Origin of the sequence: Streptomyces luteolifulvus, assembly GCF_008806595.1 — a bacterium.
Classification (GTDB): domain Bacteria; phylum Actinomycetota; class Actinomycetes; order Streptomycetales; family Streptomycetaceae; genus Streptomyces; species Streptomyces luteolifulvus.
The window spans coordinates 1-20,931 of sequence record NZ_VZRB01000018.1 but is presented as its reverse complement, the minus strand read 5'-3'; the positions used below and the strand labels follow the sequence as shown (position 1 = coordinate 20,931).

Below are 20,931 nucleotides of genomic sequence, written 5' to 3'. Positions count from 1 at the left end.
TCAGTCCCAACTTCAACGGAAAGTGGGGACAACCCGCCCCTGTGTCGGGTTACTTCACCGCACTGCCCGCCTTCCACTCCTTCCAGCTCATATTCCACCCTCCGAGCCCGTTGTCGGGAGCGACCCTTTTGTCCTTGCTGTGGACGACCTCGACGACATCGCCGATGAGGCTGCGGTCGAAGAACCAGCCCGCGGGCGTGTCCGAGCCGCCGCCCTTCTCGTCCCTGAGCCCCACACAGCCGTGGCTGACATTGGCGTTGCCGGGGGCGTCCGGCGCCCAGTAGTTGCCGTGCAGGAAGGTGCCGGAATCGGTCAGGCGCATGGCGTGCGGGACGTCGGGGATGTCGTACTCGCCGCCGAAGCCGACCGTGCGGCTGTTCATCCGGGTCACCTCGAGCATCTCGGTGACGACCATCCTGCCGTTGTACGTGGTGGTCTTGGGGGCGCCGGCGGTGATCGGCACGGTGGCGAGCAGGGCGCCGTCCCGCCGGACCTGCATGGTGTGCCGGGCCGCGTCGACCAGCGAGACCTGGCTGCGGCCGATGGTGAAGGAGTACGTCCGGTACTGGAGCCCGTAGACGCCGGGCGATCCCTCGACGTCCCTCAGCCGCAGGGAGACGGTGACCTTGGTGCCGGGCTTCCAGTACCGCTCGGGGCGGAAGTCGAGGCGGGCCCGGTCGAACCAGTGGGGGCGGATCTCGACGGGCGGCTGCGCGGTCACACGGACGGCGCGCTCGACCGCGGCACGGTTCCGGATCCCCCGGTTGAACACCAGGGACACGATCATTCCGGTGCCGACCGTGGAGCGGTTCTCGGGGGTGACGTAGGCGATGAAGCGTTTGTCGGGGACCTGTGTCGTGAAGGTGGTGTGCCGTGCGGAGCGCCGCCCGTGGCCGTCGAGGGCCACCGCGTCGACCGTGTACTCGGCGGCCGGCGCGAGCCCGGCCCGGTCGGGCTCCCAGCTCAGGCCGTCCTCGGAGAGGTGCCCCGGCACCGGGGACTCCTGCGCGTCCTGGTACTTGACGACCTTCACCGACTCCAGGCGCCCGCTGGGCACCTCCACCCGGAGGGTCCGGCGGGACGGGACGCCCTTGCTGCCGTCGTGCGGTGAGATGCGGATCGCGTCCTCGGATGCCGGGGGTTTACCGAACAGCCGGTCAAAGCCGCCGGTGCCGTCCGAGGTACAGCCGGCGGCTCCGGCCAGCAGTCCTGCCCATGTCAGTACGACGGCCAGTGCGGCCCTCGCGCGCCGTGCGCGCCCTTGTGCATGCCTCACGAGGTGCCCAACGACCGGGCTCCCCTGGGGAAACGTGAGTGCGACCCAAGGTCTGGGCAGAACACTGGGGAGGACGACGCGACGGGGAGCCGCGGCCGGGATGCCGTGCACGCCTTTTCGGGTCGCCCCACGAGCCGTGGGAGGCTGATCGGTGTCCAGCGCAGCCGAGCAGGAGGCGGTGGCCGAGGGGCGCGCCGCCGGGGAGGGGCGCCCTGCCGCCGTCGTGAACGGCGTGCGGCACAGGGCGCCGGGCGTACCGGTGTGGCCGGGTGCGCCGATGCCGCTGGGCGCCCGTTTCCGGGTCGGTCCGGACGGGGTGGCGGGCACCAACTTCGCGCTGTGGGCGGGCGGGGCGGAGTCGGTGGAGCTGTGCCTGTTCGACGAGAGCGGCCGGGAGACCCGGGCGAGGCTGACCGAGCTGACGCACGAGATCTGGCACGGCTTCGTGCCGGGCGTGATGCCGGGACAGCGGTACGGCTACCGGGTGCAGGGCCGCTGGGACCCGTGGACGGGCGGCCGCTGGAACCCGGCGAAGCTGCTCCTCGACCCGTACGCACGCGCGGTGGACGGCGACTTCAGCCTGCCGCCGGAGGTGTACGGGCATGTGCGCGACTGGCCCCAGCAGCAGGTGGCGGACACCGTGCGCGACGACCGGGACTCGGCGCCGTACGTCCCGAAGGGCGTCGTCGTCCATGACGACGCGCCCGAGGACGAGTGGACGGACGACCGCCGGCCGAAGACGCCGTGGGCGGACTCGGTGATCTACGAGCTGCACGTCCGGGGCTTCACCAGGCTCCACCCGGGAATTCCCGAGGAGCTCCGGGGCACCTACGCGGGCCTGGCCCACCCGGCGGCGATCGAGCACCTGGTGAAGCTGGGCGCGACGGCCGTGGAACTGCTGCCGGTGCACCAGTTCGCCCACGAGGACCATCTGTTGCGCAAGGGGCTGAAGAACTACTGGGGCTACAACTCGATCGGCTATTTCGCCCCGCACGCCGCCTACGCGGCCTCCGGGACCACCGGCCAGCAGGTCGGCGAGTTCAAGCGCATGGTCGGCGCGCTGCACGCGGCCGGGATCGAGGTCATCCTCGACGTGGTCTACAACCACACGGCGGAGGCGGGCGAACTGGGCCCCACGCTGTCCCTGAAGGGCATCGACAACCGGGGGTACTACCGGCTCCAGTCGGACGCGCGGCGGTACGCGGACTACACGGGCTGCGGGAACACCCTGCACGTCGTGCAGCCGCATGTGCTGCGGCTCATCACGGACTCGCTGCGGTACTGGGTGACGGAGATGGGCGTGGACGGCTTCCGCTTCGACCTGGCCGCCGCGCTGGCCCGCTCCATGCACGACGTCGACATGCTGTCCCCGTTCCTCGCGGTGATCGCGCAGGACCCGGTGCTGCGCCGGGTGAAGCTGATCGCCGAGCCGTGGGACGTGGGCTCCGGGGGCTACCAGGTCGGCGCGTTTCCACCGCTGTGGACGGAGTGGAACGACCGCTACCGCAACGCCGTCCGGGACTTCTGGCGGGGCGCCCTGCCGGACGTACGGGATCTCGGCTACCGCCTGTCGGGGTCGAGCGACCTGTACGCCTGGGGCGGCCGCCGGCCCTATGCCTCGGTCAACTTCGTCACCGCGCACGACGGTTTCACCCTCCGCGACCTGGTGTCGTACGAACGCAAGCACAACGAGGCCAACGGCGAGGGCAACCGGGACGGCTCGGACGACAACCGCGCGTGGAACTGCGGGGCCGAGGGCGAGACGGACGACGAGCGGGTACGGGCGCTCAGGCGCCGCCAGCTGAGGAACCTGCTGACCACGCTGCTGCTGTCGACGGGCGTGCCGATGCTGGTGGCCGGCGACGAGCTGGGGCGCACGCAGCGCGGCAACAACAACGCGTACTGCCAGGACAACGAGATCAGCTGGCTGGACTGGGGACTGCTGGAGGAGCCGGGCTGGAAGGCGCTGTTCGACCTGACCTCCCGGCTGATCGCGCTGCGCCACCGGCACCCGGTCCTGCGCCGCCGGGCCTTCTTCTCCGGGCGGGCGCACTCGGCGGACGGGCTGCGGGACCTGGCCTGGTTCACCGCGCGGGGCACCGAGATGACGGAACGGGACTGGTACGCGCCCGCGGCCACGCTCGGGATGTATCTGTCCGGGCGGGACATCCCGGGCCGCGACGAGCGGGGCGCGCCGATCGTGGACGACAGCTTCCTCGCCGTCCTGCACGCCGGGGACCGTCCGGCGAGCTTCGTGCTGCCGGGGCCGCCCTGGGCGGAACGGTACGAGGTGGTCGTCGACACCTCGCGCGAGGAGCAGGCGGAGGCACCGGATGTCGTCCACCGGGCGGGGGCGGCGATCACGGTTCCGGCGCGGGCGGTGCTGCTGCTCCGGGTGGGCTGAGAGGCCAAAACTCAGTGGGCGTTGTCAGTGGCAATCCGTAGGCTCGCTCGTGATGCCCTCGACACGTGCAACCACCAAGGACCAGGCCCGCCGTTCCGCCGTACGCACGCTGCTGCGCCTGTGGCCGTACGTCCGGCCCGTGCGGGTGCGGCTGTTCACCGCGGCCTTCGTCGCGATCGTCGCGTCGTGTCTCGGGCTGGTGATCCCGCTCGTCCTGAAGTGGATGGTGGACGGGCCGGTCGCCGACCGTGATCCGGCCGGGGTGTGGCTGGGCGCCCTGTATCTGCTGCTGCTCGGGTTCGCGGAGGCGCTGCTGTTCGGGCTGCGGCGCTGGCTGGTGGCACGGCCGCTGTCGCATGTCGAGGCGGAGATGCGGGCGGACCTGTACGGGCATCTCCAGCGGCTGCCGGTCGCCTTCCACGACCGGTGGGCCTCGGGGCAGTTGCTGTCCCGGGCGACCACGGACCTGATGCTGGTGCGGATGTTCCTTGCCTTTCCGCTGACGTTCCTGCTGGTCAACGGGGTGACCATCCTCGCAGGCGTGATCATCATGCTGCTGCAGGACTGGACGCTCGGGCTGGTGATCCTAGGTCCGGCCCTCCCCGTGATCGTCACCTGTGTGATCTTCGAGCGGCGGTACGCCGAGGTGGCGCGGCTCGCTCAGGACCAGGTGGGCGATCTGACCACGGTCGTCGAGGAGAGCGTGCTGGGGGTCCGGATCATCAAGGGCTTCGGGCGGCACCGCAGCCAGGCGCGGGCGTTTTGGGAGCTGTCCCGGACGCTGCGCGGGACGGAGCTGCGCAAGGCGCGACTGCTGGCGGCCATCTGGGGCGTCATCGTCGCGTTTCCGGAGGTGGCGATCGGGGCCGCGCTGGTCCTGGGAGCCGTTCAAGTGGCCGACGGCGAGCTGTCGACGGGGACGCTGGTGGCGTTCCTGTCCACGGCGCTCGCGCTGCGCTGGCCGGTGGACTCGATCGGCTTCCTGCTGGCGATGAGCCAGGAGGCGGCGACGGCCACGGAACGGTACTTCGAGGTGATGGACGCCGAGCCGGAGACGCCGGCGCGTTCCGCGGCGTCCGAGGCCGAGCGGGACAGCGGGCTGCGCCTGTGCGGGGTCACCTTCCGCTACCCGGACGCCCCCGCCGGTTCCCGGCCCGTCCTCGACCGCATCGACCTGCACATCCGGCCGGGCGAGTCGATGGCCCTCGTCGGCGCGACCGGCAGCGGCAAGACCACGCTCACCGCCCTGATCCCCCGGCTGCACGAGGTGACGTCGGGCCGGATCACGCTGGACGGGCGGGACATCACCGCCATGTCCCGCGAGGAGCTGCGCTCCCAGGTGGCCGTCGCCTTCGAGGAACCCACCCTCTTCTCGGCCGGAGTCGGCGACAACGTGCTCATGGGCGCCGGGGAGGGCGCGGGCGAGGCGGAGCTGCACCGCGCGCTGGCGGTGGCCCAGGCGGACTTCGCGTACGCCCTTCCGCAGGGCACCGACACCCAGGTCGGCGAGCAGGGCCTGAGCCTGTCCGGCGGGCAGCGGCAGCGTCTCGCGCTGGCCAGAGCCGTCGTCGGCAGACCGAGGTTCCTCGTGCTCGACGACCCGCTGTCCGCGCTGGACGTGCACACGGAGGCGGCCGTCGAGGCCGCGCTGCGGGACGTCCTCGCGGACACCACGGCCCTGATCGTGGCGCACCGCCCGTCGACCGTGCTGCTGGCCGACCGCGTCGCCCTGCTCTCCGGAGGCCGCGTCACCGCCGTCGGCACCCATCACGAACTGCTGCGCACCAACGCCGAGTACGCCCATCTCATGTCCGGCGAGGAGTCCGGGAAGCAGGAGGACGAGCGATGACCGCGCCCACCACAACCTCCGCCACCGCCCCCGACGACGAGCAGGACCTCCCGCGCCCCGAGGAGCCTGCCGCAGGCGATCCCTTCGACCGGGACGCCCTGCCCACGGCACCGGGCGCCACCGGTGCTCTGCTGCGGTCCCTGCTCGCCCCGATGAAGGCCCGGGTGGCCGTCACCACGCTCCTGCTGCTGCTCCAGCAGGCGGCCGTGCAGGCGGGCCCGCTGCTGGTGGCGTACGCCATCGACACCGCCGTACCGGCGTTCCGCCGAGCCGACCACGGGCCGCTGATCGCGGTGGCCGTGGGCTATCTGCTGTGCGCGGTGGCCTCCGGGGCGCTGCAGTACGCGTTCATCCTCGCCTCCGCCCGCGTCAACCAGGACGTGCTGCTGGATCTGCGCGGCCGGATCTTCCGGCATGCCCAGGCGCTCAGCGTCGACTTCCACGAGCGCTACACCTCGGGCCGGCTCATCTCCCGTTCCACGACGGACGTGGAGTCACTGCGCGAGCTGCTCGAGGAAGGGCTCCAGGAGCTCGTCTCGGTCGTCGTGTCCTTCGTCTACATCTCGGCGATGCTGCTCTGGCTGGACCTCGGGCTCGGCGCGGTCGCGGTGGCGTCGTTCGTTCCGCTGCACCTCCTGGTCCGGGTCTACCAGCGGCGGGCGGGGCGGGTGTACCGGGTGCGGTCGACCGCCATCGCGGCCGTCATCGTCAAGTTCGTGGAGACGATGAACGGCATCCGCCCGGTGCGCACGTTCCGCCGCGAGGCCGTCAACGACGCCGGCTTCCGGGTCCTGAACCGGCGGCACGAGCGGACCAACGGCGATGCGCTCCTGGAGATGGCCCGCTATGTCACCGGCTCCCGGCTGGTCGCCAACACGGCCGTCGCGGTGATCGTGCTGTGGGGCGCCCAGCGGGTGGCGGGCGGCACGCTGGAGCTGGGCGTGCTGGCGGCCGCGGTGCTGTATCTGCGCCGGCTGTACGACCCCATCGACCGGCTCGGCATGTTCCTCAACTCGTACCAGTCGGCGGCGGCCTCGCTGGAGAAGATCGCCGGGCTGCTGGCCCAGACGCCGTCCGTGCCCGAGCCGTCCGCTCCCCGGGAGCTTCCGCCGCCGGCGTCGGAGCACCCCGGCCGCGAGGTCGTCTTCGACGGGGTGCGGTTCGCCTACCGCACCGGCGGCGAGGTCCTGCCCCGCTTCGACCTGACGATCCCGGCCGGGCAGACCGTCGCGGTCGTCGGCTCGACCGGCGCCGGCAAGTCGACGCTGGCCAAGCTGCTCGCCCGGTTCTACGACGCCTCCGACGGCCGGGTCCTGCTCGACGGAGTCGATCTGCGCGAGCTCGCCGTGCCCGAACTGCGGCGCGGGGTGGTCATGGTGACGCAGGAGGCGTTCCTGTTCTCCGGCACGGTCGCCGAGAACATCGCGATCGGCCGCCCGGACGCGACCCGGGAGGAGATCGAGCGGGCCGCGAAGGCGATCGGCGCGCACGACTTCATCAGCGCGCTGCCCGACGGCTACGACACGGACGTACGCAAGCGGGGCGGCCGTATCTCGGCCGGTCAGCGCCAGCTGGTGGCGTTCGCGCGGGCGTTGCTCGCCGATCCTGCCGTGCTGATCCTCGACGAGGCGACCAGCTCGCTCGACATCCCGGGCGAGCGGGCCGTGCAGCGGGCGATGACGACGGTGCTGCGCGGGCGCACGGCGGTCGTGATCGCGCACCGGCTGTCCACCGTCGAGATCGCGGACCGGGTCCTGGTGATGGAGCACGGACGGATCGTGGAGGACGGCAGCCCGGCCGAACTGATCGCGGGCACCGGCCGGTTCGCGGATCTGCACCGGGCCTGGCGGGACAGCCTGGCGTGAGACCGCACGGGGGGACGAATGATCGACGCCTACGAGGATCCGGGGACACCCGACTGTCGCGGCGGCGCGCGGTATCTGTGGTGGCTCGTCAAGCGCCAGCCCGGCCGCTGTGCCGCGGGAGCGCTGCTGGGCAGCAGCTGGATGGTGCTGCTGGCGGCGACGCCGTATCTGATGGCCCGGGCCATCGACGAGGGGCTGGAGCCCGGTGACCTCGGGGCGCTCGCGGGCTGGTGCCTCGCGCTGCTGGCGGTGGGGTCGTTCAACGCCTGGCTGAGCATCATGCGGCACCGCACCATGACCCGGGTGCGGATGGACGCCAACTTCCGCACGGTCAAGGTGGTCGTCGGGCAGGCGGTCCGGCTGGGTGCCGCGCTGCCGCGCCGGGTGGGGGCCGGGGAGGTCGTCACGATCGGGGTGGGCGATGTGCAGACGATCGCCCAGTCGCTGACCGTCGTCGGCCCCGGGGTCGGCGCGGTCATCGCCTATCTGGTGGTCGCCGGGCTGCTGGTGTCGGTCTCGCCTCTGATCGCCGCCGTCGTCCTGCTCGGGATACCGCTGATCGTGGTGCTCGTCGGGCCGCTGCTCGCACGCCTTCAGGGCGCCGAGACGGAGTACCGGGAGCGGCAGGGCGTGCTGACGGCGCGCATCGCCGACCTCGCGGGCGGGCTGCGGGTCCTCAACGGCCTGGGCGGCAAGGCGCTGTTCGGCGAGGCCTTCCGGCGGGACTCGCAGCGGCTCCGGGCGCAGGGGTACCGGGTCGGGGCGGTGACCAGCTGGGTCCAGGCCCTCGGGGTGGGGCTGCCGACGCTGTTCCTCGCGGTGGTGACCTGGCTCGCGGCCCGGCTGGCCGCCCAGGGGGACATCTCCGTGGGCGAGTTGGTGTCGGTGTACGGCTATGTCGCGGTCCTGGTGATGCCGGTGGCGTTCTGGGTCGAGTGCGGCTACCAGATCAGCCGCGGTCTGGTCTCCGCGCGGCGCGTCGTACGGTTTCTGCGCCTGGAGCCGATGGAGGACCGCGGGAGCCGGGACGCGCCCGCGGAGCCGGCCGTGCTGCACGACCCGGAGTCCGGCGTAAGGGTGCTGCCGGGGCGGCTGACCGCGCTGGCCGCGGCCCGCCCCGCCGACTCCGCGGCCGTCGTCGACCGGCTCGGCCGGTACGTCCCGTCGGCGGCGACCTGGGGCGGGGTGCCGCTGGACGAGATCGCGCTGCCGCAGATCCGGGAGCGCGTCCTGGTCGCCGACCACGAGGCCGACCTGTTCGCGGGCACTCTGCGCGAGCTGGCGGGCGGGCGGCGGGAGCGCGAGGCGGCGGAACTGGCACGGGCCGTGCACACGGCTGTCGCCGAGGACATCGTGCGGGGCCTGCCGGACGGCCTCGACTCCCAGGTGGACGCGCAGGGCCGCAATCTCTCCGGCGGGCAGCGTCAGCGCGTACGGCTGGTCCGGGCGCTGCTGGCGGACCCGGAGGTGCTGCTGGCGGTGGAGCCGGCCTCGGCGCTCGACGCCCACACCGAGGCGCTGGTCGCCGAACGGCTGCGGGCCGCGCGCAGCGGCCGTACGACCGTCGTCACCACCACGTCCCCCCTCGTGCTGGACCGCGCGGACACCGTCCAGTACCTCGTCGACGGCAAGGTGGCCGCCACCGGCACCCACCGCGAGCTGCTGGCTGGGGAGCCCGGATACCGGGCGCTGGTGGCGCGCGACGTCGAGGAGGAGGCGGCGGAGGCCGCCGAGGCGACGGAGGAGACCGTACGGTGAGCACACACACTTCCGGCCAACTGCCCGTCGCCGGACCGGCCGACGTACGGAAGGCGGCCTTCCGGCTGGTGCGTGCCGACCGGCGGGCGTTCGGCGTCGTGCTCGCGCTCAACGCGCTGGCCGCCGCTGCCGGGCTGGCCGGGCCCTGGCTGCTGGGGAGCATCATCGACGACGTCCGCGGCGGGGGCGGGGTACGGGCCGTGGACCGGCTGGCGCTGTGGATCCTGCTGTGCTCGCTGGCGCAACTGCTGCTGGCGCGCTGGGCCCGGTACGTGGGTCACCGGTTCGGGGAGCGGACGCTGGCGCGGGTGCGCGAGGAGTTCGTCGACCGGACGCTGGCGCTGCCCGCGTCGGTGGTGGAGCGGGCGGGCACCGGCGATCTGACGGCGCGCGGCACCGCCGATGTGGCAACGGTCGGGACCACCCTGCGCGACGCCGGGCCCGAACTGCTCATCAACACCGTGCAGTTGCTGTTCGCACTCGTCGCGGTCTTCGTGCTGGACCCGCTGCTCGGCGTCGTCGGGGTGCTGGGTCTGACGCCGATCTGGTGCGTGCTGCGCTGGTACCTTCGCCGCGCGCGGGACGGCTATCTCGCCGAGGGCGCGGCCACTTCGGACGTCGCCGAGATCGTCGCGGCCACCGCGTCCGGCGCCCGCACGGTCGAGGCGCTGCGGCTCGCGGACCGCCGCGTCGCCGCGAGCCGGGACGCCCTGGAGACATCCCGGCGCACCCGGTTGCACACCCTGTTCCTGCGCTCGGTGTTCTTCCCGGTGGTGGAGGTGTCGTACATCGTCCCGGTGGCGGCGGTGCTGGTGGTCGGCGGGGTGCTGCACGCGCGGGACGCGATGAGCCTGGGCGCGGTCGTGGCGGCGGCCCTGTATCTGCGGCAGCTGAGCGAACCCCTCGACCAGATCCTGATCCGGGTGGAGCAACTGCAGAGCAGCGGCGCCTCCTTCGCCCGCGTGGAGGGGCTGGCCAGGGCACCGCGGGCCGGGACCGGCGGCTCCCCCGCTCCGGCGGACGACCTGATCGACGTGACCGGCGTGCGCTACACCTACGGCCGTGGGGGCGAGGTGCTGCACGGGGTCGACCTGACCGTGCGGCCCGGGGAGCGGCTGGCGGTCGTCGGCCCGTCCGGCGCCGGGAAGACCACGCTGAGCCGGCTGCTGGCGGGCGTCGACGCGCCGACCGCGGGCACGGTGACGGTGGGCGGGGTACCCGTCGTCGGTCTCGGTCCCGAGCAGCTGCGCCGTCAGGTGGTTCTGGTCACCCAGGAACATCACGTCTTCGTCGGCACACTGCGCGACAATCTGCTGATCGCCGAACCCGCCGCCACGGACGAGGCGTTGTGGGCCGCCCTGGACGCGGTCGGCGCCGCCGACTGGGTGCGGGAGCTGCCCGAGGGTCTCGACACCGGGCTGGGGGACGGAGGCCGGCGTACCGACGGCCCGCAGGCCCAGCAACTCGCCCTCGCCCGCGTGGTGCTGGCAGACCCGCACACCCTGATCCTCGACGAGGCCACCGCCCTGCTGGACCCGGCGACGGCGCGTCACACCGAGCGGGCGCTGGCCGCCGTGCTCGAGGGCCGTACCGTCATCGCCATCGCCCACCGGCTGCACACCGCGCATGACGCGGACCGTGTGGCCGTGATGGAGAACGGGGTGCTGTCCGAACTCGGCACGCACGAGGAGCTGGTGGCGGCGGGCGGCGCGTATGCGGCGCTGTGGCACTCCTGGCACGGGGAGCGGCCGGCCTCCGGCTGAGCCGCTTCCGCAGGTCACGACACCCCGAATGGTCCGTTTATCGAACATGAACATCCGGTCAACGAACCATTTCTGGCCAATTTTCTGACGCGCTCCTGACAGGTAGCGCCGTCTACTGCCACGCTTCCCACGGCCGCCCCACGGCAACCCCACAGCTCTTCCCACTGCCGTGCCGCGGTTGCACCGTCGCACCTGGTTCCGCGCAACACCCCGTTCTGCCCGGACGGCCCGAACCCGCCGACCGGTCTCCCCTGGCCGCGCGACCCGCGGCCACGCAGAAGGAGTCAGTGTTGAGAAGCAGTTCCTCTCGCAGACGCACCTCCCACGCCCCGTACCGCACCTCAGCGGCCGTCGCCCTCGTCGGCGTCTCCGCCCTGATCGCCGCGGCCGTCCAGTCCGGAGCCGCCACCGCCGCACCGGCTCAGGCACCGTCGGGCAAGGCGGTGTCCGGGTCGGAGTCGGTCAGGCTCTCCCCCGCCCAGCGCGCCGCGCTGATCCGCGAGGCCGACGCCGCCAAGGCGGACACCGCCAAGGACCTGGGCCTGGGCGCCAAGGAGAAGCTCGTCGTCCGTGACGTCGTCAAGGACGCGAACGGCACCCTCCACACGCGCTACGAGCGCACCTATGCCGGTCTGCCCGTCCTGGGTGGCGACCTGATCGTCGACACCGCCAAGTCGGGCCGGACCGAGGCCGTCCGCAAGGCCACCCGCGCCGCCATCAAGCCCGCCACCACCTCGGCCGCGCTGCCCGCCGCCAAGGCCGAGAAGCAGGCCCTGTCCGCCGCGAAGGCCGCGGGCGCCAAGTCGCCCGACGCCGACCGCGCGCCGCGCAAGGTGATCTGGGCGGCGAACGGCAAGCCGACCCTCGCGTACGAGACGGTCGTCGGCGGCCTCCAGAAGGACGGCACACCGAACGAGCTCCACGTCGTCACCGACGCCGCCACCGGCAAGAAGCTCTACGAGTACCAGGGCATCGAGACCGGCACCGGCAACACCATGTACAGCGGCACGGTGACGCTGGGCACCACGCAGTCCGGGTCGACGTACAACCTGACCGACGGCGCGCGCGGCGCCCACAAGACGTACAACCTCAACCGCGGCACCTCCGGCACCGGCACGCTCTTCTCCGGCTCCGACGACGTGTGGGGCAACGGCAACCCGTCCAACGCGGAGACCGCGGGCGCGGACGCGCACTACGGTGCCGCGCTCACCTGGGACTACTACAAGAACGTGCACGGGCGTTCGGGCATCCGGGGTGACGGCGTCGGCGCCTACTCCCGCGTGCACTACGGCAACAACTACGTCAACGCCTTCTGGTCCGACAGCTGCTTCTGCATGACGTACGGCGACGGCTCGGGCAACACCCATCCGCTCACGTCCATCGACGTGGCCGGTCACGAGATGACCCACGGTGTCACGGCCAACACCGCGCGCCTCGTCTACAGCGGCGAGTCCGGCGGTCTGAACGAAGCCACCTCCGACATCTTCGGCTCGACCGTCGAGTTCTACGCCAACAACTCCTCCGACATCGGTGACTACCTCATCGGCGAGGAGATCGACATCAACGGCGACGGCACGCCGCTGCGCTACATGGACAAGCCCAGCAAGGACGGCGCGTCCAAGGACAGCTGGTACTCCGGCATCGGGTCGATCGACGTGCACTACTCCTCGGGTCCGGCGAACCACTTCTTCTACCTGCTCAGCGAGGGCAGCGGCACCAAGGTGATCAACGGTGTCACCTACAACTCGCCCACCTCGGACGGGCTTCCGGTGACCGGCATCGGCCGGGCCAAGGCGGAGAAGATCTGGTTCCGCGCGCTGAGCACGAAGTTCACCTCGAACACCAACTACGCGGGCGCCCGCACCGGCACCCTGGCGGCGGCCGGTGAGCTGTACGGCACCACGTCCGCCGAGTACACGGCGGTGCAGCACGCGTGGGCCGGCGTGGCGGTCGGATCCCGTCCCGGCGGCGGTGGCGGCGGCACCTCCTTCGAGAACACCGCCGACGTATCGATTCCGGACAATGGTGCGGCGGTCACCTCGTCGGTCACCGTCTCCGGACGGACCGGCAACGCGCCCTCGAACCTTCAGGTCGGGGTCGACATCGTGCACACCTGGCGCGGTGACCTCGTCATCGATCTGCTGGCCCCGGACGGGACCGCGTACCGCCTGAAGAACTTCAGCGGCTCGGACTCCGCGGACAACGTCACCGAGACGTACACCGTCAACGCGTCCTCCGAAGTCGCCAACGGCACCTGGAAGTTGAGGGTCCAGGACCAGGCGGCCCTGGACACCGGCTACATCAACAGCTGGAAGCTCACCTTCCCGTAGGCCGTACGGCCCGAGGGTTCCAGACCTCCGACAGGGCGCCGCTCCGGAGACACGGCTCTCCGGGGCGGCGCCTTTTTGCCATGGTCATGCCTGGGTCTGGTTGCCGCTTGACCTGCGCTTTGCGGAGGTCCGCCCCGTTTACATTCCGGCAATCTTCACCCGGTAGTCGACTTTGAGCCAACATCACTTCGGGGTCCTGACATGTACGCGTCCCCAGTGTCAGTCTTCCCTCACGCCGCTTGAGCAACTTCACCATCTCCGCGGGCAACCCCACGCCCTGCGGACTCCCCCACATAAGGAGCTTGCGTGAGCCACCTCTACGCGCGTCACAAGCGCACCACGACGGCCATCGCGACCGTCGTCGCCGCCGGAGCCCTGCTCACCACCGGACTGACCGCCACCGCGGCCACCGCCCAGGTCCCGGCGGACTCGGCCGGCAAGGCGGCCGCCCTCGCCGGCGCACCGGTGCAGCTCTCCGCGGCAGCCCGCACCTCGCTCATCGAGCAGCAGCAGGCCGGCGCGGCAGGCACGGCCCAGGAGATAGGCCTCGGCGTCAAGGAGAAGCTGGTCGTCAAGGATGTCGTCAAGGACGCCGACGGCGCCGTCCACACCCGCTACGAGCGCACCTACGCCGGTCTCCCCGTCCTCGGCGGCGACCTGATCGTCCACCAGTCCGCGTCCGGCGCGACCAGAAGCGTGACGAAGGCGGTCAAGGCCACCATCAAGGTCGCCTCCGTGACACCGCAGATCGCCGCCGCCAAGGCCGAGAAGCAGGCGCTCACCGCCGCGAAGAGCGCCGGCTCCGAGCAGCCCGCCGCCGACCGGGCCCCGCGCAAGGTGATCTGGGCGGGCGACGGCAAGCCGACCCTGGCCTACGAGACGGTCGTCGGCGGGCTCCAGGACGACGGCACCCCGAACGAGCTCCACGTCATCACGGATGCCGCCACCGGCAAGAAGCTCTACGAGTACCAGGGCATCGAGACCGGCACCGGCAAGAGCCTCTACTCGGGCACGGTCGGCCTCAACACCACCAAGTCGGGCTCGACGTACCAGCTGTACGACACCACGCGCGGCGGCCACAAGACGTACAACAAGAAGCACAGCAGCAGTTCCTCCGCGGGCACCCTGTTCACCGACGCGGACGACGTCTGGGGCACCGGCGCGGCCTCCAGCTCGACCGCCGACCAGACCGCGGCCGTCGACGCCGCCTACGGCGCGGCGACCACCTGGGACTTCTACAAGTCCGCCTTCGGGCGCAGCGGCATCAAGAACAACGGCGTGGCGGCCTACTCCCGCGTCCACTACGGCAACGCGTACGTCAACGCGTTCTGGGACGACGACTGCTTCTGCATGACGTACGGCGACGGCGAGGGCAACGTCAACCCGCTGACCTCGCTGGACGTGGCCGGCCACGAGATGAGCCACGGTGTCACCTCCAACACCGCGGGCCTGGAGTACTCGGGCGAGTCCGGCGGTCTCAACGAGGCGACCTCCGACATCTTCGGTACGGGCGTGGAGTTCTACGCGAACAACTCCAACGACGTCGGTGACTACCTCATCGGCGAGGAGATCGACATCAACGGCGACGGCACCCCGCTGCGCTACATGGACAAGCCCAGCAAGGACGGCGGCTCGGCGGACAACTGGTCCTCCTCCGTCGGCAACCTGGACGTCCACTACTCGTCCGGCGTCGCGAACCACTTCTTCTACCTCCTCGCGGAGGGCAGCGGCGCCAAGACGATCAACGGGGTCAGCTACAACTCCCCGACGTCCAACGGCTCCACGGTCACCGGCATCGGCCGCGCCAAGGCGCTGCAGATCTGGTACAAGGCGCTGACGACCTACTTCACGTCGACGACCAACTACAAGGCGGCCCGCACCGGCACGCTGAGCGCGGCGGCCGCCCTGTACGGCTCCGGCAGCACGGAGTACAAGGCGGTGGCGGCGGCCTGGTCGGCGGTCAACGTCGGCTGACGGTCACCATCGTTGACACGGCGGCCCCCGGGACGACGGCATTCCCGGGGGCCGCCCTACCCTTGGGTGCCATGTCTTTGCCGTCCTTCACATACGACGACGTCGGCGCGACCCGCGACAGCGCCTTCTGCCCGCCGGGCTTCCACCCCCTGCATGTGCGCACCCGTATCGGCGAGGGCCGGGATGTCTTCCGGCGTGCCGCCGAGGCCGTTCTCACCTGGGAGATGCATCGCGCGATGGGCGTCGGGATCGACGCGAGCGCGGACCGCGCGGCCGTGGACGTGGATGTCACCGTCACCCTGGCCGGCGTGATCAGGGCGCCCTGCCGGGTGGTGTGGACGGTCGAGGAATCCCGTCGCGCCGGATGGGCGTACGGCACGCTGACCGGACACCCGGAGTGCGGCGAGGAGTCGTTCGTCGTGGACCGCACGGGCGACGGCACGGTCTGGCTGACCGTGAACGCGTTCAGCCGAGCAGCGAAGTGGTACGCCAGGGCGGGCGGCCCGGCGACACGGGGGCTGCAACATGCCTACGCACGGCGGTGCGGGACCGTACTGCGCAAGCTGATCGCACCCGTCGAGAAGATCTGAGAGCGTGTGTCGCGTCCCGGGCCGGGGACATGACACACGCTCTGAGCCCGGCCGTCCGGAATGCGGCCGGGCCCCGCGGCATCAGCTCCGCATCAGCTCACCGCATCAGCACTCCCGCCCCCTCCACCAGCTCCTCCGACGGCACCGCCACCAGGCCCATCTCCGCGCCCGATGCCAGCAGGCGGTGGGCGGGGAGGATGCGGACCGTGTAGCCGTACGGGCCGGTGCGTTCCAGGGAGAGCGGGCCCTCGTACAGCCACCGCCCCTCGTGGTCGGGGCCGCCCGCCGGTTTCAGCGGGACGGTCGACGCGTCGGCGATGCGGTCCTCCGGATCGACGCGGCCCGAGACCACCTGGACCTCGACGTCGTCGGGGTGGAGCGCGCCGAGGGCCACGAGCACCCGCAGCGACAGCGTCGTGCCGAGTTCCGCGGTGGCCGTCGCCGCGGACGTCTCGACGTGGTCGACGCTCACCCCGGGCCAGGCCGAGCGCACCTTGGCCTTCCAGGCGGCGACTTCGCGCGCCGAGTCGATGTCCATCGAGCGATGGGCGAGAGCGGCCGGCGTGTAGAGGCGCTCGACGTACTCCCGGACCATACGGCCGGCCAGCAGCTTGGGACCGAGCAGGGTGAGGGTCTGGCGGACCATCTCGATCCAGCGGTCGGGCAGACCGCCCTGGCCGTGCTCGTAGAAGCGGGGGGTCACCCGCTGTTCCAGGAGGTCGTAGAGGGCGGCGGCCTCCAGGTCGTCGCGGTGGTCGGCGTCCGTGCCGGAGCCGTCGGCCGTGGGGATCGCCCAGCCGAAGTCCGGCTGGAACCACTCGTCCCACCAGCCGTCCAGTACGGAGAGGTTGAGGCAGCCGTTGAGGGCCGCCTTCATGCCGGACGTGCCGCAGGCCTCCAGCGGCCGCAGCGGGTTGTTCAGCCAGATGTCACAGCCCGGGTAGAGCTTCTGCGCCATCGCCATGCCGTAGTCGGGCAGGAACACGATCCGGTGGCGGACCCGTGGGTCGTCGGCGAAGCGCACCAGCTCCTGCACGAGCCGCTTGCCGCCGTCGTCCGCGGGGTGCGCCTTGCCCGCCACGACGATCTGGACCGGCCGCTCCGGGTGCAGCAGCAGCTCCATCAGCCGGTCGCGGTCGCGCAGCATCAGCGTCAGTCGCTTGTACGACGGCACACGCCGCGCGAATCCGATGGTGAGGACGTCGGGGTCGAGCACCGAGTCGATCCAGCCCAGCTCGGCGGTGCCGGCGCCGCGCTGCCGCCAGGAGGCGCGCAGCCGCTCGCGCACCTCCGTCACCAGTTGCTCGCGCAGGTTGCGGCGCAGCTCCCAGATGTCCGGGTCGGGGATCTCCGCGACCGCGTCCCAGCGGTCCGAGCCGCCCACGCTCATGGCGTCCTCGGTGCGCTGGGCCCCGATCTGCCGGGCACCGAGCCGGAAGACCTCCGGCGCGACCCAGGTCGGGGCGTGCACCCCGTTGGTCACGGAGGTGATGGGCACCTCGTCGGGGTCGAATCCCGGCCACAGGCCCGAGAACATCTCCCGGCTGACGTGGCCGTGCAGCAGGGAGACTCCGTTGGCGCGCTGGCCGAGGCGCAGACCCATCACGGCCATGTTGAACAGGTTGGGTTCGCCGCCCGGGTAGGTCTCCATGCCCAGGTTCAGGATGCGTCCGAGGTCGATGCGCGGGAGTTCGGCGTCGGGGCCGAAGTGGCGGGCGACGAGCTCGCGGTCGAAGCGGTCGATCCCGGCGGGGACGGGGGTGTGCGTGGTGAAGACGGTGCCTGCGCGCACCGCCTCCAGGGCGGAGTCGAAGTCCAGCCCCTGGTCGCACAGTTCGGCGATGCGTTCCAGACCGAGGAAGCCGGCGTGTCCTTCGTTGGTGTGGAAGACCTCGGGTTCGGCATGGCCGGTGAGCCGGCAGTACGTGCGCACGGCACGGACTCCTCCTATGCCGAGCAGCATCTCCTGCAGCAGCCGGTGCTCGCTGCCGCCGCCGTAGAGCCGGTCGGTGACCCCGCGTTCGCCGAGGTCGTTCTCCTCGACGTCCGAGTCCAGCATCAGCAGCGGAACCCGGCCGACCTGGGCCAGCCAGATCCGGGCGTGCAGCCCTGTGCCGCCGGGCAGGGCGAGGGAGACCTGGGCCGGGGTGCCGTCGGGCTCCTTCAGCAGGGCGACGGGCAGTTCATTGGGGTCGAGGACCGGATAGTGCTCCTGCTGCCAGCCGTCCCGGGACAGGGTCTGGCGGAAGTAGCCGTGCCGGTACAGGAGCCCCACGCCGATCAGCGGCACACCGAGATCGCTGGCCGCCTTGAGATGGTCGCCGGCGAGGATGCCGAGGCCGCCGGAGTACTGGGGCAGGGCGGCCGCGATGCCGAACTCGGGCGAGAAGTAGGCGACGGCCGCGGGCAGCTCGGAGGTCTGGTCCTGGTACCAGCGGTCGCCCGTCACATAGTCGTTCAGGTCGTCGACGACCGCGGTGAGGCGGCGCAGGAAGCGGTGGTCCTCGGCCAGCTCCGCGAGCCGCTGGGGCGGTACGCCGCCCAGGAGACGCACGGGATCGCCGTCACAGGCGGACCAGAGCTCGGGGTCGACGGACTGGAAGAGGTCACGGGTCTCCGCGTGCCAGGACCAGCGCAGATTGCGGGCCAGCTCACTGAGCGGCCTGAGCGGTTCGGGGAGAACAGGACGGACGGTGAATCGACGGATCGCCTTCACTTGCCACCTCTCCAGGCGTGCGGAAGAGGACGCACCGCACTGTGCGTCTCGTCGTCTCCTTCGACGGTATCGGTGCGGGAGCCCGGGAACCACGGCGCGTTGCGGCGGGTGCCCGGCGGTGTCGACCCACGCCTACTGATCCGATACGGCCGATTCCACCCCGTACGCGTTCTTGTGGTGACTCACAGCACACGAGAGGCTGCACAGAGGCATCCGGCCGTGCCGAGTGCACGGGGACCGCGGCCGGCGTGTGCCGAGCTGAGGAGGGGATCTCACACCATGGCACGGACGCGAACACGGCGTCTGCGCCGGGCGGGGGGCCTGACCGCGGTGGTCTGTGCCGCGGCGCTGTCGGCCATCGCCCTGCCCGCGCAGGCCGCACCGGAGGGGCGGGTGTTCGGCGCCGGACGGCCCGGTTCCGTCGGCGGAAGTTACCTGGTGACCCTGAAGGGGGCTACGCAGGCTCCCTCGGCGGCCGGGAAGAGCCTCGCCGAGAAGTACGGGGCACGCATCAGCCACACCTACGGCACGGTGCTCAACGGCTACGCGGTCAGGGCCGGCGCGAGACAGGCGAGGCTGCTCGCGGCGGACTCCCGGGTCGCCTCGGTCGTCCAGGACACCCGCGTGAGCCTGGACCACACGCAGAAGAACCCGCCGTCCTGGGGCCTGGACCGTGTCGACCAGCCGAGGCTGCCGCTGAACGGCAGGTACACCTGGCCGGACTCCGGGGGCGCCGGGGTCACGGTGTATGTGATCGACACCGGCATCCGGATCAGCCACAAGGACTTCGGCGGCCGGGCGAGCCACGGCTGGGACTTCGTCGGAAACGACAGATCGGCGGGGGACGGCAACGGCCACGGCACACATGTCGCCGGCACCGTCGCCGGCACGAAGTACGGCGTCGCCAAGAAGGCGAGGGTGGTCTCCGTACGCGTCCTCGACACCGCGGGCGCGGGCACGGTCGCGCAGGTCATCGCGGGCATCGACTGGGTCACCCGGCATGCGAGGAAGCCGGCGGTCGCCAACCTCAGTCTGGGCGGCTCCTACAACGCGCAGCTGGACGCCGCCGTACGCAGCTCGATCGCGTCCGGTGTCACCTACACGGTCGCCGCGGGCAATGACGGGCTGCCGGCAGGCCTCTCCTCCCCCGCGGACGTGAGGGAGGCGATCACCGTCGGCGCCACCGACCGCAAGGACGCCAGGGCGGGCTTCTCCAATTTCGGCTCGGCCCTCGATCTGTTCGCCCCGGGCGTCTCGATCACCTCGGCGTCCCACGCGAGCGACACCGGCCGGGCGACCTACTCCGGTACGTCGATGGCGACGCCGCACGCGGCGGGCGCGGCCGCGCTCTACCTGGCCGGCCACCCGAGGGCGACACCCGCCCAGGTTTCCCGGGCGCTGGTCGCCGGGGCGGCAACCGGCAGGGTGTCCGGACGGGGGCTCGGATCACCGAACAAACTTCTGCAGGTCACGAGCTCGTCATGATGGAGTGCGAGGATCGGCCCCGTTCCTCCCGAACGGGGCCCATCTTGTGTGTAGACATACGCGCGAGTAGTTAACAAAGTGCCGGATTGCCCACCCGAATAGGGTGGGAAGGCTCCCCCGTATCACCCCCCAGGTACTTCACAACACCACGCAGGACCCACCTCCCCATAGCCATCCGCCCACCCACGTTGACGCGGACAGGAGCGGTCATGCCCGCCACGCACCACTCGTCAGCACCCCCGACATCCAGCGCCGAGGCGCCCTCCGTGCGCCAGGTCCCCGCAGGCTCACCGGCCCCGGAGCCACCCTCCGCGGGCGGCCCCGCGGGCATCGGGCGCATACCCGTTCTCGACGTCCGGCCGGTCGTCCATCACGGGCGCAGGCCGGCCAAGGCGGTCACCGGCGAGACGTTCGAGATCTCGGCCACCGTGTTCCGTGAGGGGCACGACGCCGTCGCCGCCAACGTCGTGCTGACGGATCCCCGGGGCCGGACCGGCCCCTGGACCCCGATGCGGGAGCTCGCCCCCGGCACCGACCGCTGGGGAGCCGACGTCACCGTCGGCGAACCGGGCCGCTGGACGTACGCCGTGGAGGCCTGGGGCGACCCGGTCACCACCTGGCGCCACCACGCCGAGATCAAGATCCCGGCGGGACTGGACACGGATCTCGTCCTGGAGGAGGGCGCGCGGCTGTACGAGCGGGCGGCCGCCGGTGCTCCCAAGGACGGGGGCGCACGGGATGTGCTCGGGGCAGCGGTCGACGCCCTCCGGGACGAGACCCGCCCGGCGGCGGCGCGCCTTGCGGCGGCGTTGACGCCGGAGGTGGATGCGGTGCTGGCCCGGTATCCGCTGCGGGAGCTGGTGACCGCGTCGCCGACGCTGGAGCTGCTGGTGGAGCGGGAGCGGGCGCTGTACGGCGCCT

12 protein-coding genes are annotated in these 20,931 nt (G+C 71.7%); 10 read left to right on the top strand and 2 right to left on the bottom strand.

Features of this window, described 5'->3' with window-relative positions:
• Positions 1-49: 49 nt before the first annotated feature.
• Entirely contained in the window at positions 50-1,276 is a 1,227-nt protein-coding gene (locus F7R91_RS24185; protein ID WP_150951217.1) for a L,D-transpeptidase, read from the bottom strand.
• A 151-nt stretch (positions 1,277-1,427) separates the two neighbouring features.
• On the opposite strand from F7R91_RS24185, the gene glgX reads away from it, so the two are divergent.
• The 8 genes from glgX to F7R91_RS24145 all read left to right on the top strand — a co-directional run bounded on the left by glgX (position 1,428) and on the right by F7R91_RS24145 (position 15,809).
• Positions 1,428-3,680 carry a glycogen debranching protein GlgX gene (gene glgX / locus F7R91_RS24180; protein ID WP_150951216.1) on the top strand — a complete coding sequence of 751 codons (2,253 nt, stop codon included), beginning with the start codon at positions 1,428-1,430 and terminating at the stop codon, positions 3,678-3,680.
• Between the two features lie 52 nt (positions 3,681-3,732).
• Entirely contained in the window at positions 3,733-5,529 is a 1,797-nt protein-coding gene (locus tag F7R91_RS24175) for an ABC transporter ATP-binding protein (protein ID WP_150951215.1), read from the top strand.
• A complete protein-coding gene (locus F7R91_RS24170; RefSeq protein WP_150951214.1) occupies positions 5,526-7,394 on the top strand; it encodes an ABC transporter ATP-binding protein in 1,869 nt (622 codons plus the stop codon). The genes F7R91_RS24175 and F7R91_RS24170 overlap by 4 nt, the downstream gene beginning before the upstream one ends.
• An 18-nt stretch (positions 7,395-7,412) precedes the next feature.
• Positions 7,413-9,152: an ABC transporter ATP-binding protein gene (locus tag F7R91_RS24165; RefSeq protein ID WP_150951213.1), complete on the top strand. Its 1,740-nt coding sequence runs from the start codon at positions 7,413-7,415 to the stop codon at positions 9,150-9,152.
• Entirely contained in the window at positions 9,149-10,915 is a 1,767-nt protein-coding gene (locus tag F7R91_RS24160; RefSeq protein ID WP_150951212.1) for an ABC transporter ATP-binding protein, read from the top strand. The genes F7R91_RS24165 and F7R91_RS24160 overlap by 4 nt, the downstream gene beginning before the upstream one ends.
• A gap of 290 nt (positions 10,916-11,205) precedes the next feature.
• The gene (locus F7R91_RS24155; RefSeq protein WP_150951211.1) at positions 11,206-13,245 is read left to right on the top strand and encodes a M4 family metallopeptidase; all 2,040 of its coding nucleotides are present in this window, start codon (positions 11,206-11,208) and stop codon (positions 13,243-13,245) included.
• 306 nt (positions 13,246-13,551) lie between these two features.
• Positions 13,552-15,219, top strand: a complete 1,668-nt coding sequence (locus F7R91_RS24150; RefSeq protein ID WP_150951210.1) for a M4 family metallopeptidase — start codon at positions 13,552-13,554, stop codon at positions 15,217-15,219.
• 71 nt (positions 15,220-15,290) lie between these two features.
• Positions 15,291-15,809, top strand: coding sequence for a DUF1990 domain-containing protein (locus tag F7R91_RS24145; RefSeq protein ID WP_150951209.1), 519 nt, complete (start codon positions 15,291-15,293; stop codon positions 15,807-15,809).
• A gap of 97 nt (positions 15,810-15,906) precedes the next feature.
• On the opposite strand, the gene F7R91_RS24140 is transcribed toward F7R91_RS24145, so the two are convergent.
• Positions 15,907-18,525 (bottom strand): glycosyltransferase family 1 protein, encoded by a 2,619-nt coding sequence (locus F7R91_RS24140; protein WP_150951208.1) that lies wholly within the window; start codon positions 18,523-18,525, stop codon positions 15,907-15,909.
• A gap of 279 nt (positions 18,526-18,804) precedes the next feature.
• Here F7R91_RS24140 and F7R91_RS24135 point away from each other — a divergent pair, with 279 nt between their 5' ends.
• Both F7R91_RS24135 and F7R91_RS24130 read left to right on the top strand, forming a co-directional pair.
• A complete protein-coding gene (locus F7R91_RS24135) occupies positions 18,805-20,010 on the top strand; it encodes a S8 family peptidase (RefSeq protein WP_150951207.1) in 1,206 nt (401 codons plus the stop codon).
• Positions 20,011-20,219: 209 nt separating this feature from the next.
• A partial coding sequence (locus tag F7R91_RS24130; RefSeq protein ID WP_150951206.1) for a maltotransferase domain-containing protein occupies positions 20,220-20,931 on the top strand: 712 nt, incomplete at its 3' end.

Coding starts and splice junctions, on each gene's coding strand:
- F7R91_RS24175 (WP_150951215.1), top strand. CDS start 3,733: ATGCCCTCGACACGTGCAACCACCAAGGACCAGGCCCGCCGTTCCGCC.
- F7R91_RS24165 (WP_150951213.1), top strand. CDS start 7,413: ATGATCGACGCCTACGAGGATCCGGGGACACCCGACTGTCGCGGCGGC.
- F7R91_RS24170 (WP_150951214.1), top strand. CDS start 5,526: ATGACCGCGCCCACCACAACCTCCGCCACCGCCCCCGACGACGAGCAG.
- F7R91_RS24145 (WP_150951209.1), top strand. CDS start 15,291: ATGTCTTTGCCGTCCTTCACATACGACGACGTCGGCGCGACCCGCGAC.
- F7R91_RS24135 (WP_150951207.1), top strand. CDS start 18,805: ATGGCACGGACGCGAACACGGCGTCTGCGCCGGGCGGGGGGCCTGACC.